Origin of the sequence: Catenovulum agarivorans DS-2 (assembly GCF_000568405.1) — a bacterium.
Taxonomy (GTDB): Bacteria; Pseudomonadota; Gammaproteobacteria; order Enterobacterales; family Alteromonadaceae; genus Catenovulum; species Catenovulum agarivorans_A.
In genome coordinates, this window is the sequence record NZ_ARZY01000005.1 from 46378 (window position 1) to 59748 (window position 13371).

11 protein-coding genes are annotated in these 13371 nt (G+C 39.9%); 3 read left to right on the plus strand and 8 right to left on the minus strand.

Features of this window, described 5'->3' with window-relative positions; genetic code table 11:
* Positions 1-12: 12 nt before the first annotated feature.
* Together glnD and dapD are read left to right on the plus strand one after the other, a co-directional pair.
* Positions 13-2646, plus strand: coding sequence for a [protein-PII] uridylyltransferase (glnD, locus tag DS2_RS04075; protein WP_035013373.1), 2634 nt, complete (start codon positions 13-15; stop codon positions 2644-2646).
* Between the two features lie 3 nt (positions 2647-2649).
* A complete protein-coding gene (dapD, locus tag DS2_RS04080) occupies positions 2650-3477 on the plus strand; it encodes a 2,3,4,5-tetrahydropyridine-2,6-dicarboxylate N-succinyltransferase (protein ID WP_035013374.1) in 828 nt (275 codons plus the stop codon).
* A 54-nt stretch (positions 3478-3531) separates the two neighbouring features.
* Here the strand turns inward: dapD and DS2_RS04085 are convergent, their stop codons facing one another.
* Both DS2_RS04085 and DS2_RS04090 read right to left on the minus strand, forming a co-directional pair.
* Positions 3532-4731, minus strand: a complete 1200-nt coding sequence (locus DS2_RS04085; protein WP_051479623.1) for a serine hydrolase domain-containing protein — start codon at positions 4729-4731, stop codon at positions 3532-3534.
* Positions 4732-4823: 92 nt separating this feature from the next.
* Positions 4824-5900, minus strand: coding sequence for an aldose epimerase family protein (locus DS2_RS04090; RefSeq protein ID WP_081754183.1), 1077 nt, complete (start codon positions 5898-5900; stop codon positions 4824-4826).
* Between the two features lie 230 nt (positions 5901-6130).
* Between DS2_RS04090 and DS2_RS04095 the strand changes: the two genes are divergently transcribed.
* The gene (locus tag DS2_RS04095) at positions 6131-7927 is read left to right on the plus strand and encodes a M61 family metallopeptidase (protein ID WP_035013375.1); all 1797 of its coding nucleotides are present in this window, start codon (positions 6131-6133) and stop codon (positions 7925-7927) included.
* Positions 7928-7967: 40 nt separating this feature from the next.
* Here DS2_RS04095 and DS2_RS04100 read toward each other — a convergent pair whose 3' ends face one another.
* From DS2_RS04100 to nagZ, 6 genes are all read right to left on the minus strand, one after another.
* Positions 7968-8810 carry a M23 family metallopeptidase gene (locus tag DS2_RS04100; protein ID WP_035013376.1) on the minus strand — a complete coding sequence of 281 codons (843 nt, stop codon included), beginning with the start codon at positions 8808-8810 and terminating at the stop codon, positions 7968-7970.
* A 15-nt stretch (positions 8811-8825) separates the two neighbouring features.
* Positions 8826-9713: a 6-carboxytetrahydropterin synthase gene (locus DS2_RS04105; protein ID WP_035013377.1), complete on the minus strand. Its 888-nt coding sequence runs from the start codon at positions 9711-9713 to the stop codon at positions 8826-8828.
* Between the two features lie 94 nt (positions 9714-9807).
* Entirely contained in the window at positions 9808-10083 is a 276-nt protein-coding gene (locus DS2_RS04110) for an RNA recognition motif domain-containing protein (RefSeq protein ID WP_035013378.1), read from the minus strand.
* A 212-nt stretch (positions 10084-10295) separates the two neighbouring features.
* A complete protein-coding gene (locus DS2_RS04115; RefSeq protein WP_035013379.1) occupies positions 10296-11666 on the minus strand; it encodes a class II 3-deoxy-7-phosphoheptulonate synthase in 1371 nt (456 codons plus the stop codon).
* 91 nt (positions 11667-11757) lie between these two features.
* Positions 11758-12240, minus strand: a complete 483-nt coding sequence (locus DS2_RS04120) for a low molecular weight protein-tyrosine-phosphatase (protein WP_035013380.1) — start codon at positions 12238-12240, stop codon at positions 11758-11760.
* A gap of 24 nt (positions 12241-12264) precedes the next feature.
* On the minus strand, positions 12265-13311 hold the full coding sequence (gene nagZ, locus DS2_RS04125; protein ID WP_035013381.1) for a beta-N-acetylhexosaminidase: 1047 nt from the start codon (positions 13309-13311) through the stop codon (positions 12265-12267).
* Positions 13312-13371 lie beyond the last annotated feature (60 nt).

Below are 13371 nucleotides of genomic sequence, written 5' to 3' on the forward strand. Positions count from 1 at the left end.
ATAGGTAGCAGCGTGAACAGCCAACAACACTATTTAGATAAAGTTAGTCAAATTCATTCTCTAGACAACATCGCTGAGGTTAGAAAGCTTGTTGACAGCTACCATACTTGGCTGCAAGAAGCCTATACCCAGCAACCTATTGCAAAAATAGTGTTGGGGCGTGCGTTTTTTGTCGACCACCTTATTCGAAAGTTATGGCGTTTGTTAGATTTAGAGCAAGCACCAGAATTAACACTTGCTGCAGTTGGTGGTTACGGCCGTGGCCACCTAAACTTACACTCAGATATTGATTTGTTGATTTTATCAAAAAACCCTATAAACGAAGAGTATCAGCAAAAAATAGGCCTGTTTGTTACCGCATTGTGGGATCTAGGGTTAGACATAGGTCAGAGTGTACGAACACTTAAAGAAACCATAACGCTTGCTCAAGAAGATATTACAATCGCGACCAATTTACTTGAATCGCGTTTGCTTGCAGGTGATGAAAATCTTTTTAAAGAATTAACCAAAAAAATTAACGGCAAAAGCTTTTGGCCTAGTGTTAAGTTTTTTAAAGCAAAGACCGAAGAGCAACAAGCTCGCCATGCAAAATTTAACGATACCAGCTACAACTTAGAGCCTAATATAAAGGAAAATCCAGGCTGCTTACGCGATATTCAAAACATTGGTTGGATTGCTAAAAAACACTACAAGGTATTTGATGGTAGCCAGCTTGTTAAACAAAACTTTATGACCGAAGAAGAGCTTCGAGAGCTGCAAGATTGTCGAGAATTTTTATGGCATATGCGTTTTGCGCTTCATAGTGTTGCAGGCCGAAGTGAAAACAGACTTTTGTTTGAATATCAGCCTGAAGTCGCAAATTTGTTGGGTTATGGCGAAGATAAATCATCGGTCGAGACCATGATGAAACGCTTCTTCGTGATTACACGCCGAGTGAGCGAGCTTAACCAAGTACTACTACAATTTTTCGCCGATGAGTTTGTAACTAGGTTTCGCCCTTGGAAACGTAAGCGTATTAATAAAGACTTTGAAATTACCAATGGTTTGTTAAGAGCTAGAAACGAAGACGTGTTCGAAACACCAGCTGGTTTACTCGATATGTTTGAAGTGATAGCCGACTATGATAAAGCAGTAAATGGGCTACATTCTAATACGTTACGACTACTTAGAAATGCGCGAAGAAAATACGAAACATTAGAGTTGTGTCAACTGGATGCATGTCGCCAACGTTTTTTAAACTTAGTTAAACATCCTAAATTTTTTGGTACCAGTTGGAAAATTATGCATCACCATGGTGTTATGGCTGTGTATAGTCATGATTGGGCACATATCGTTGGTTTGATGCAATTCGACTTATTCCATAGCTATACGGTTGATGAACATACACATCGACTGATCCGCAATATATATCGCTATACCCTACCTGAATACAAAGAGGAATTTCCTCGTTGCTCGGCTATATGCAATAACTATCCAAAAATTGAGTTGTTATATATCGCAGCGATTTACCACGATATCTGTAAAGGTAAAGGTGGTGACCATTCAGAGCTTGGAGGTCATGCTGTACGCGAGTTCTGTCAGTTACATGGCATATCCAAAACCGACACCGATTTAGTCGCTTGGCTAGTAGAAAATCACTTACTGATGTCGGTAGTAGCGCAACGCAAAGATATCAACGACCCACAAATCATTCATGATTTTTGTGAGCGCATACAAGATGAAACACACCTAAATTTACTATATGCACTGACTTTGGCAGATATTCGTGCAACCAATGCAACGTTACTTAATGAATGGAAAGCATCGTTATTACGTCAACTTTACGCATCAACGTTAAATGCACTACGAAGTGGTTTAGAGAAACCAGTCGCTCGCGCAGTACAAGAGAAAGAAAAACGAGATAATGCTCTTGATTTACTACTCAGTAATAAACACTCGCCCGATTCGATAAAGTCACTGTGGCAAACCATGCCTGAAGATTATTTTCATCGCTACAATAGCAAACAAATAGCTTGGCACACTAAAAGTATTTTAGATGGTAAAAACAAAGAAATTGTATTTGCTATAGACAACAAAACTCACCCTGGTGGTACAGCTATTTTTGTTTACACCAAAGACAGAGCGTATTTATTTGCATCTATTTGCTCTGCGCTTGATCGCAAAAACTTCAATATTCATGATGCCATCATTATGAATACTGAAGACGGTTACGCTTTGGATACCCTGATAGTCTTAGAAGAAGAAGGTAACCAAGCAAAACGTAAACGCTTTAAAGATATTCAAGATGCATTAGTTGAAGCGATAAATGAAGAAGGTGAACCAAGCGTTCCTAACCGTATTCCAAGGCAGATAAAACAATTCCATGTACCAACAAGAATTACTTGGGTTGAGCATAAAAACGACAAACGGAGCATGATGGAGCTAGAAGCACTTGATACGCCAGGTTTGTTGGTTAAAATTGGCCGAGTATTTTTTGCGAACAATATAACCATACATGCAGCGAAAGTGGCAACCATAGGTGAGCGAGCTGAAGACTTTTTCGTTCTCACCAATAATTCAGGTGATCCACTATCGATTGAAGAAAAAGCATCGTTAACTGAACAGTTAGTTGCTGCATTAAAAATTAACCCTTCAAATAAGAGATAAATTATGTCTGATTTAAAATCAATTATTGAAAGCGCGTTTGAACAACGTGCAGACATCACGCCTGCGACTGTATCTGCAGAAGTAAAAAGTGCAGTTGAAGAAGCTGTTGCATTATTAGATAGCGGTAAAGCGCGCGTTGCGGAGAAAATTTCTGGCGAGTGGGTTGTTCACCAATGGTTGAAAAAAGCAGTATTACTTTCTTTCCGTATCCGTGACAACGCACCAATCGATGGCGGCGAAACACAATACTACGATAAAGTAGATATGAAGTATGCTGATTACACAGCTGAACAATTTAAAGCTGATGGTGTACGTGTTGTGCCGCCTGCTGCTGTTCGTAAAGGTTCTTTCATCGCTAAAAACACTGTTTTGATGCCTTCTTACGTCAACATCGGTGCTTATGTTGACGAAGGCACAATGGTTGACACATGGGCGACTGTAGGTTCATGTGCACAAATTGGTAAAAACGTACACTTGTCTGGCGGTGTTGGTATTGGTGGTGTATTAGAGCCATTGCAGGCTAACCCAACCATTATCGAAGACAACTGTTTCATCGGTGCTCGTTCTGAGATCGTAGAAGGTGTTGTTGTAGAAGAAGGCTCAGTAATTTCTATGGGCGTTTACATTGGTCAAAGCACACGTATTTATGATCGTGAAACTGGTGAAATTCACTACGGCCGTGTACCAGCAGGTTCAGTTGTTGTTTCTGGTTCTTTACCTTCTAAAGACGGTTCTTACAGCTTATACGCTGCCGTAATCGTTAAGAAAGTTGACCAAAAAACTTTATCTAAAGTGGGTATCAACGGTTTATTACGTAGCATTGACGAATAATCTTATTTTCAGATGATACGTATAAAAGCGGCTACATAGCCGCTTTTTTTGTACTTAATGATCTAAGCCACTCGTATACAATTTTGCATTCGACCAAAACTCTGCAGAGAGTTTACCAATCACATTTGATTCAGCATTCATTAACATGGCAAAACCAATCCCTAACTCTGGTGCATAACCTATATCAGCACGATAGCCTTCTACCCAACCGGAATGGTAAATCAACTTAAAGTCTTGCATTTGGTAGATTCGCCAACCATATCCATAATGCGCATCTTTTAATAATCTCCGCCAATACCTTTTACGTAAATCGCGTTTTGTTTGAATTCTAGGCTCAGTCATTTCAGCCAATAGCGCTTTAGACAGAACTTCTGGTTTAAAACCTAAATTTGCAATCAGCCATTTAGCCATATCAACAATACTTGCGTTGACCCCAGCAGCAGGAGAAACTTGATAATAGTCAGGTGCGACTGCAACAGTACGCCAAATATATTGCCTTATCGCTTTACCTGACCTATCAAACTGACCAGTGTTGATTCGCTTTCTAAGGATGTGAGGTTTTGCGATATTACTATTGCGTATAAATGCTTGATAACCAACAGAGGCATTGTTCATTGCCAATGGTGTAAACACTCTATGCTGCAATAACTGAGCGTAACTTTTCGGTTGGCTCGCCTCAACTGCCGGCTGCAGCAAAGAATAAGCAATATTTTGATAACCATAACATTGAGCAGGCTGACATAAGGGCTTAATTTTCCTAAAGCGACTTAATATCTTATCCATGCTCCAGCCTTCGTGCAGCAAGTTGTCGTATGCATTAGGGATTAAACCACTAGAATGACTTAATAAATGTTTTAGCGTAATTCTGTCTGCTGCATTTTTATCTGCAAGTTTAAAGTTCGGCGCAAAGCGAGTGACAGGGTCATCTAAGTTTAGCCGTTTTTCGCGCGCCAGCATGGTAGTCACAGTGGCAGCAAAAGTTTTTGACACTGAAGCAAGTCGAAAAGCTGTTTCGGCATTCACTGTTCGAGCTTCAGACAAGTCGGTGTAACCTATAGTTTCAAGTGCTAAAATACGCTCACCTTTAACCACAACATAAGCGCCACCTGGAATAGCAAATTTAGTAAAGTTATTTATAACTTTTTGATGGTAAGTCAGCTTTAAAGCTGAATTGAACTGCTCAGCTAAAGCATTGGACGTTGTCAGTATAACTAAGCTTACACAGCATAAAATAAATTTATTAAGATATAACACGTCCAAGTTCAACTCTTTATCCAACTCAAAATCAGCTCATTGGGTCTACTCACTTGCCATGCCTTGTGGAAATCGCTCACCAGTCCCTAAGCTTATTTTACAACAGAAAAAACGTAGCGCATTTCGCTGGTATAAGTCTGTTCTGGCGTTAATAAAGTGGATTTAAACATTGGTTTATTTGGCGCATCTGGTACATGCTGAGGTTCAACACAAAAGCCTGCATGTTTGCCATATTGACGACCTTTACCCGATAAATCATCACCAATAAAGTTACCTGTATACAGCTGGAAACCAGGCTCTGTTGTATAAATTTCTAATACTCGACCAGAAGCTGGTTCAATTGTTTTAGCTGCTAACGATAACTCGCCATCGGCTTTATCGAAATAATAGTTATGGTCGTAACCGCCACCTATTTTTAACTGCTCATCTTTAGCATCAATATCCTGACCAATAGGCTTGGCTGTAGTAAAGTCAAATGCTGTGCCCGCTACATCACGAATCTCACCAGTTGGTAACATATTTTCATCGACTGGCGTTAGTTTAGCAGTTGGGATCTCAAGCAAGTGGTCTAACATAGTCCCCTGCTGCTTCAGATTAAAGTAGCTATGGTTAGTTAAGTTAACTACAGTTGTTTTATCGGTGTTAGCGGTAAATTTAATCTGTAATTGGTTGTCATTAGTTAAATGGTATTCACATTTAACGGTCAAGTTGCCTGGATAACCCTGATCACCGTCTGGGCTTACTAAAGTTAATATCACACCTGCGCTATTTTCATCCGACACGGTTTCAGCCTGCCAGACCTTTTTATCAAATCCTTCAGCGCCACCATGTAAATGATTAGAACCATTGTTTTGTAAAAAGGTGTAAGTTTGACCGTCAATTGTACATTGGCCATTGCCAATACGATTACCAAAACGACCTATGGTTGCACCAAAATATGCGGGGTTAGTTAGATACGACTCTAAATCATCAAAACCCAAAACAATATCAGCAAAATTGCCATTTTTATCTTGGGTCTTTAAACTTTGTAGAATCGCCCCAAAGTTAATAATAACTGCTTGGGTGCCTTGGTTATTGGTCAGTGTATAACTGGAGATAGCATCACCATTTGGTGTCGTGCCAAAGGGTGAAATTTTAACAGTTGGTTGCATACTAATTGTTTGGCTCATATAGCTCTCGTTATTTATTTTGTCTTGGCAATTGTAGCGCGAAAGCAGTTTATACCCAAGCTACTTGAAATAGAACGTTAAACGCTTAACCTAAGTTAAGTTAAAAAACGCAACAAATTTGCAGACAAAGTTTTATACTTAACTTTGACTCCGGATAACAAGCAAGTTAATACCCGAATTCGGGTGACTCTACTTAGCTGTTCAATTTAATTATCTAAAAAAGAAAATATATGTCTATTAAATACACAGTAAATTTCGATTTAGCCAATCAGCACATTTATCAAGTCACTATCCAAATACCAGCTCATAAACAAAAGCAACTTAACTTATCTTTACCAGCCTGGATCCCAGGCTCGTACATGATACGTGACTTTGCAAAAAACATTATCGACCTTCGAGCATCAGCCAATGGCCAAGAAATTGAAGTAGAACTTATTGATAAACAAAGTTGGAAAATAAGCACCCTTGGTCAAGCGTGTGAAATTAGCTATCAAGTGTATGCATATGATAGTTCAGTACGCACAGCATACTTAGACCAGCAACGTGCATTTTTTAATGGCACAAGTTTATTTATAAGCGTCGATGAATTTGCCGATGCGCCGCAACAGGTCGAACTGCAAAAACCAAGTTTTACCGATAAGTGGAAAGTGGCGACAGGGCTACAAAGACCTAATGACACTATAGTTTATCAATTTGGCTTGTACCAAGCAGACAATTACGCAGAGTTAATAGATTGTCCTGTTGAAATTGGTGACTTTACCCACTTAGAATTTGAAGTGGCAGGCACACCACATTACCTTATTTTAAATGGTAAACACTTTGCTGATTGTCAAAGGCTGATAAAAGATGTTAGCAAACTATGCCAACACCATATTGATTTGTTTGAACGCGAAACGGGTGGCAAACCACCTTTCAATGAGTATTGGTTTTTAACCAACATTTTACCCAGCGGCTTTGGCGGTTTAGAGCATAAAAATTCAACCGCACTACTCTGCTCTACTTTTGATTTTCCAAATATCAATAAACCAGGAGAATTGTCTGAAGGATATAAGACTTTTTTAAGCTTAGCGTCGCATGAATATTTTCATAATTGGAATGTCTGCCGCATTAAACCACAAGAGTTCATACCTTATCAGTTGAATAGCGAAAGCTACACAAAACAACTATGGGCATTTGAAGGCATCACATCTTATTACGATGATTTAAGTTTATATCGAACAAACATAGTTGAATTTAGCGATTACCTAAAAACAAAAAGTAAAACAATTAGCCGGGTAAATCGCGGCAAAGGTCAGCTTAAACAAAACCTAATTGAATCGAGCTTTTACACCTGGACTAAGTTTTACCAACAAGGTCCAGATGCAGCGAACAATATTGTCAGTTATTACACTAAAGGTAGTTTGGTTGCCTTGTGGTTAGATCTAAATATTCGCAAACATACAGGGTCAGCTAAGTCATTAGATGATGTAATGCGCGCCTTGTGGCAAGAGTACCTAGATGGTGGTGAAGGTTATAGCGGTACCCAATTAGAAACAGTTATAGATATTGCTGAAAGCATAACTCAAGCCCCCATTAAACAAGCATTTTTTGATATATTGAATGGCAAAGACATAGTGCCACTGACTGAGCTATTAGCTGAATTTGGTGTTGAGTATAAACAAGCTGCGTCGAAAATAAATTCTCCACTAGATATTAGCGCTGAAAATCACAGCCCATATTTGGGTATAATTTATAAAGAAGCCAAACTTGGATTAGAAATAGCCCAAGTGTTAAATGATAGTCCAGCAGAGCAAGCAGGTTTAAGTGTACAAGACGTCATAGTTGCGTTAGATAACCTAGTGGTAAACACTGGTAATTTCAGCAATATAGCTAACAACCTAAACCTAGATAAAAGCTATCCAATTACTTATGTAAGAAATGGCGAATTATTTACCACACAAGTTCAATTGGTTAAACAAATGAATGAGTTAGTTGAATTAAAGTTAGTTGATGAAGAAAAAGCTAAAGGCTGGCAGCAAATTAACTAGTCAGAAATGAGCTCACAAGGTGTGAGCTCAAGTTCACCTGTTACTCATTTCCACCCGCTTTGACCCAAAACGCAGGGTCGAGGCGAACATTCTTCCAATTAATTCGCCAATCTAAATGATTTCCGGTAGCGCGACCTGATTTCCCAATTTCACCAATTTTTTCCCCTTGCTTAACTTGTTGACCTTCAATCACGTCTAATTTAGATAAATGGATAAAAGTTGAAGTAATACCATAGCCGTGATCTAAAATAATCGTGCCACCAGAATAAAACATGTCTTTATGCGCTAAACGGATAATGCCAGAGGCAGGCGCAACTACGGGCGTGCCCTTTGGTGCTGCAACGTCCAACCCAAAATGAGGCCGTTTCGGCACCCCATTAAATATACGTTGACTGCCATATACGCCAGAAATACGTCCCTTTGCAGGCCAAATAAATTCACTTAAAAAATCAAATGAGTCAGTATGTTTGTTGCGAGCTAGCCAAATCTGTTCATTTTCGCCTTTTATGCGGTCTAAAACTTCTTTTGGTGGGCTAACCGTTTTTTGTGGTACGCCATTTACTCGGTCCGTTTTATATTGGCGCTGCTCTAACTCAACAACAGCCATATAATCTTGCTTGTCGGCAAAGCTAAATATTATTTTTTGCACAACTTGCGCATCTCGCCCAAAACCAACTAAAAAGTTACCTTGCGGAGTGCATTTACCCACATACTTTTTGTCACCATCAACTACCGTTACCTCAACACAGCCATTAAACTTGCCTTTAATAAAGCCACCTTGAGCCAAAGCTTGGGACTCAACAACATAACTAGCTAATGCGGCCAATGGCAAGGAAGTTACTATGATGGTAATAAACGCAAAAATAAGTCGAAAATAACGCATAAATATCCTTGTTGGTTAACCTACCACTGACTGGGCAATTGCACCTTTAGAAACCCCTTCGTAAGCCAAAACTGCGATATTTTGCTCGGGCTTTTGTGCTTGCATCACTTCTAGCATAAACTCAGCAAGACACTCTACGGTAGAATCTCGGTCAATCACATCTGCGCACGATTTTGGACAAACCAACCTAAACTCACCTTGAGACGCTGCATAAGAAAACGCGTAATAATTATCTGCCGATAAGTGATGTTGCTGAGTAAATAGCTCTAATAGCGCTGGATCTAAATCTTCTTCGCTGCCGATATAAATGTCTTGCCAACGTCGAGCCCAATATAATTGCCAATCTCTATTTGGTTCATCATCTACCATTACAGTAACCTTAGAGCGATGACCGTGCACGATACGCTGGCAATTGCCATCATGCTTTTTCAAACCATGACTGTAGTGATAGTACTCTTGCGCGATATTCTCCGGGCGTAAAGTAATTTGGATATCTTTTACGTTTTCAGGCATGTGACGCATAATAGTTGCGCGTATAAGTGGCTTTACGCTATCAATACAAATCTGTTGGTCTTGTACAAAACAATAAGCTGATGGTGGCGCAGACATATAAATAAACTCTAAGCCCTGCGTTTTATAAACAACATCAAGGTTGTCATCATCTGTTATGTTTTTTGAAATGAGCGCACTAGAATCTTCTGCAATATGCAGTTTATGGTCAAACTCACTATCAATAATGCGTTTAATTTGGCTTTTAACCACGCCAAAATCCAACACCATATTTTGGTCGTTTAAATTGCCAATTAAAGAAACGTCTACAATCCAACTTTCGCCAACTATGCCACGCTTGGCATCGAGGTAAGAAAAATCGATAACAGTTAAGTCATTTACGAAAAGATGCATGAAGTCAGCTTACACTTGCAGAAAGAGAAAATAAGCTGGATATTATACCCTTCATATCTCAACCTGCAACATTAAGCCATGCAAAGCAATAAGTTTAAGCAGGCGCTCTTCGTTGAGGACGCTTGACTGGTCTTGGTCTAGCCTCATTTACGGTTAATGTTCTACCCATAATTTCAGTCCCATGTAAATTTTTAACTGCGGCTTCACCGTCGGCTTTGTTTTCCATTTCAACAAAAGCGAAACCTTTAGAACGACCAGTTTCACGATCTAAAACAATTTTAACCCGAGATACACGTCCAAATGCTGCAAACGTTTCACGTAATTCATTTTCTGAGTATTTGTAAGGTAGGTTTCCAACGTAGATATTCATTCAACAATTCCTTGGCACTAAAAATATACAACCACCTGCAGTTATTTATCAATTATGGTTAATAAACGTACAGGCCATGAGCAGTTTGAGACATTTAATTGTGAATCGCCAGTTCTATTTTTGCCTATAGATAGAGCAGAATGATCTATGTAAACATGATTTTTGCAGAATTGAGCACCTACAACAGCAAGGTGCTCAACTTGTTAGCTTGATTATTTGATACTAGCCAAATAATCAGCGCGAGCAGTTTTTAATGTGTCGCTAATACTAAACGCCATTTCCAATACTTGGTTTTGGTTAAGTCTAGGATCGCATTGAGTACGATAACAACGTTCTAAATCAGTCGATGATAAATTATACGCTCCGCCTGTACATTCCGTGACATCAAGCCCTGTCATCTCCAAATGAATACCACCAGCATAACTGCCTTCAGCTCTATGGACCGCAAAGAACGACTGGATCTCTTTTAAAATCGCATTGAAGTCACGCGTTTTGTAACCATTATCGGTTTTAATCGTGTTGCCGTGCATCGGGTCACTCGTCCACACAACGTTGCGGCCTTCTTGTTTAACTCGATTCACTAAACTTGGTAATTTTTCAGCTAAGTTATCCGCGCCCATACGGGTAATCAAAGTTAAACGACCTTTTTTATTATCTGGGTTTAATGCATCGATTAGTTTAATTAACTCATCTGGCTGCATACCCGGACCCACTTTGACCCCAATCGGATTGTTAATACCACGGAAAAACTCAATATGAGCATGATCAAGCTGACGCGTGCGCTCACCTATCCAAACCATATGTGCGGAGCAGTCGTACCATAAGCCAGTCAACGTGTCTTTGCGCGTTAGAGCTTCTTCGTAATTCAACAACAATGCTTCATGAGATGTGTATAGCTCAGTTTCTTTAATAACAGGGGTATTGGCAGCATTAATCCCACATACCTCCATAAAGCCAAGTGCTTCTTGAATTCTGTGCGCTAAATCGTGATATTGCTCGGCTACTGGCGAATTTTGCACAAAGTCCATATTCCAGCGATTCACTTCGTGCAAATCGGCTAAACCACCTTGAGCAAACGCACGCAATAAATTTAACGTTGATGACGAATGATGATAAGCGGTCAATAGATTGTCTGGATTTGGAATACGCGCTTGTTCAGTAAACTCAAAACCATTGATAATGTCACCTCGGTAACTAGGCAAGGTTACCCCGCCTCTCGTTTCCATATCGTCAGAGCGCGGTTTAGCATATTGCCCTGCCATACGCGCAACTTTAACAATTGGACAATTACCACTGAAGGTTAACACCACAGCCATTTGCAATAGCGTTTTAAAGGTATCGCGAATTTTAGGCGCGTTAAAGTCAGCGAAAGACTCTGCACAATCGCCACCTTGCAGCAAGAAGGCTTCACCACTAGCAACCTTTGCTAAGTGTTCATGTAGCTGTCGAGTTTCAGCGGCAAAAACTAATGGAGGGAAAGTTTTTAGCTGCGCCTCAACCTGTTTAACCTTATCTAAATTTGGATATGTTGGTTGCTGTACTATCGGAAATTTTCGCCAAGAATCTGGAGTCCACTGTGCCACGTTTTTACCTACTTATATTAATTTTGAGTGAATTTAGCTTAACTGTATTGCACTGCGATGAACAATCAAAAAAACAGTTCAGTTCAATCGTTTAACTTAAACGCTTGAGCAAACCGTTCGATGCATCTTCTACTAAGTCTAGTACATATTCAAATCCTTTGGCACCGCCATAATAAGGATCTGGTACTTCGTCGACATCAGGGTGGTTGTCAGCAAAGTCTAAAAACATTTTAATCTTATGTTGATGCTCAGCTGGACACACATCTAACAAGTCATGATAGTTAGCCCTATCCATCGCGAGAATCAAATCAAAGTGTTCAAAATCAGCCTCAACCACTGGGCGTGCAGCCAACCCCTTAAAGTTATAACCTCGCGCTTCACCCGCTTTGCGTGCCCTTTGGTCTGGTTTAGCACCTTTGTGGTAACCCGCAGTACCTGCCGAATCAATTTCGATAGGGAGTTTACTTTCAACTAATTTTTGACGAAAAACCGCATGCGCTGTTGGTGAACGGCAGATATTGCCGAGGCAGACAAATAATAAAGAACGCGCATTTAGTTTGTTATTATCAGACATGTTGTTTCCGTATTTGGTTTAAGTTTAGTTAACAACATCTGCTATTTGGTGGCAGATTTTGCTGGCATCACGCCAGCGTTGTGTTTGTTCGAGTTCATTAAAGGTGTGTGGTTTATTCACTGTTAATTCAAGCACAGCTTGCTGTTTTTTTTCTTCAGCTTGAGTTTGTTTGCTTTTAAATTGTTGCCAAGCATCTAATATACTGACAGCACCTTCTCGATTATTGCACGCCAAGGCGACGGTACAACCAGCGTCATATGCAGCATGTGCTTTATCAACGTAATTACCTGCTACATTGGCAGCTTGCATAGATAAATCATCACTAAATATCACGCCGTTAAAACCAAGCTGTTTACGTAAAATCGTTTGCAACCAGTGTTTTGAAAAGCCCGCTGGTTTGTCATCAACATTTGAATAAATCACATGGGCTGGCATGACCGCTTGCAACAGGTTTTGTGCAATTAAATTTTTAAATGGCAAAATATCTAAATTAAAAATCTCTTCTTTACTGCGATTATCAACAGCCGCGGCATGATGAGTATCAGCTTGCACACTGCCGTGTCCAGGGAAGTGTTTGCCACAGGCAGCCATACCAGCTTGTTGCATGCCAAAAATAAATTGCTTTGCGTTTGTTTCAACATCTGTCGGGTTGTCTGCAAACGCGCGTTTACCGATAACATCGGAGACACCATTTAAATCAAGCACTGGAGCAAAACTTAAATCGACGCCACTGGCGATGACTTCGGTTGCCATCAGCCAACCAAGTTCTTGCAATATATTGTGTTGCGGATATTTTTTGGCATGTGTTTTAGCAAAAAACGCTGCATCAGCCATCGCGGGGATTTTGTTGTAGCCTTTAATAAAACGCTGCACTCGCCCGCCTTCTTGGTCGACAGCTATTAATATTGGGCGTTTTGCCGCTTGCCGGATCGCCTTAGTTAACGCATAAATTTGTTGTTTATCATGAAAGTTACGCGCAAATAAAATAACCGATGAAACAAACGGGTGTTGTAATAACTCTTGTTCTTCAGCATCGAGTTCAAAGGCTGAAACATCTATCATTAACGACATATGGTTAAATGCTGGCTCTTATTGTTGGCTTGGTTTTAAACGGCTTTACTCTATCACTTG

Bases quoted from the DNA above. Each gene is read 5' to 3' on its own strand.
- dapD (WP_035013374.1), top strand. From the start codon at position 2,650: ATGTCTGATTTAAAATCAATTATTGAAAGCGCGTTTGAACAACGTGCA.
- DS2_RS04105 (WP_035013377.1), bottom strand. From the start codon at position 9,713: ATGCATCTTTTCGTAAATGACTTAACTGTTATCGATTTTTCTTACCTC.
- DS2_RS04100 (WP_035013376.1), bottom strand. From the start codon at position 8,810: ATGCGTTATTTTCGACTTATTTTTGCGTTTATTACCATCATAGTAACT.
- nagZ (WP_035013381.1), bottom strand. From the start codon at position 13,311: ATGTCGTTAATGATAGATGTTTCAGCCTTTGAACTCGATGCTGAAGAA.
- DS2_RS04120 (WP_035013380.1), bottom strand. From the start codon at position 12,240: ATGTCTGATAATAACAAACTAAATGCGCGTTCTTTATTATTTGTCTGC.
- DS2_RS04095 (WP_035013375.1), top strand. From the start codon at position 6,131: ATGTCTATTAAATACACAGTAAATTTCGATTTAGCCAATCAGCACATT.
- DS2_RS04110 (WP_035013378.1), bottom strand. From the start codon at position 10,083: ATGAATATCTACGTTGGAAACCTACCTTACAAATACTCAGAAAATGAA.
- DS2_RS04090 (WP_081754183.1), bottom strand. From the start codon at position 5,900: ATGAGCCAAACAATTAGTATGCAACCAACTGTTAAAATTTCACCCTTT.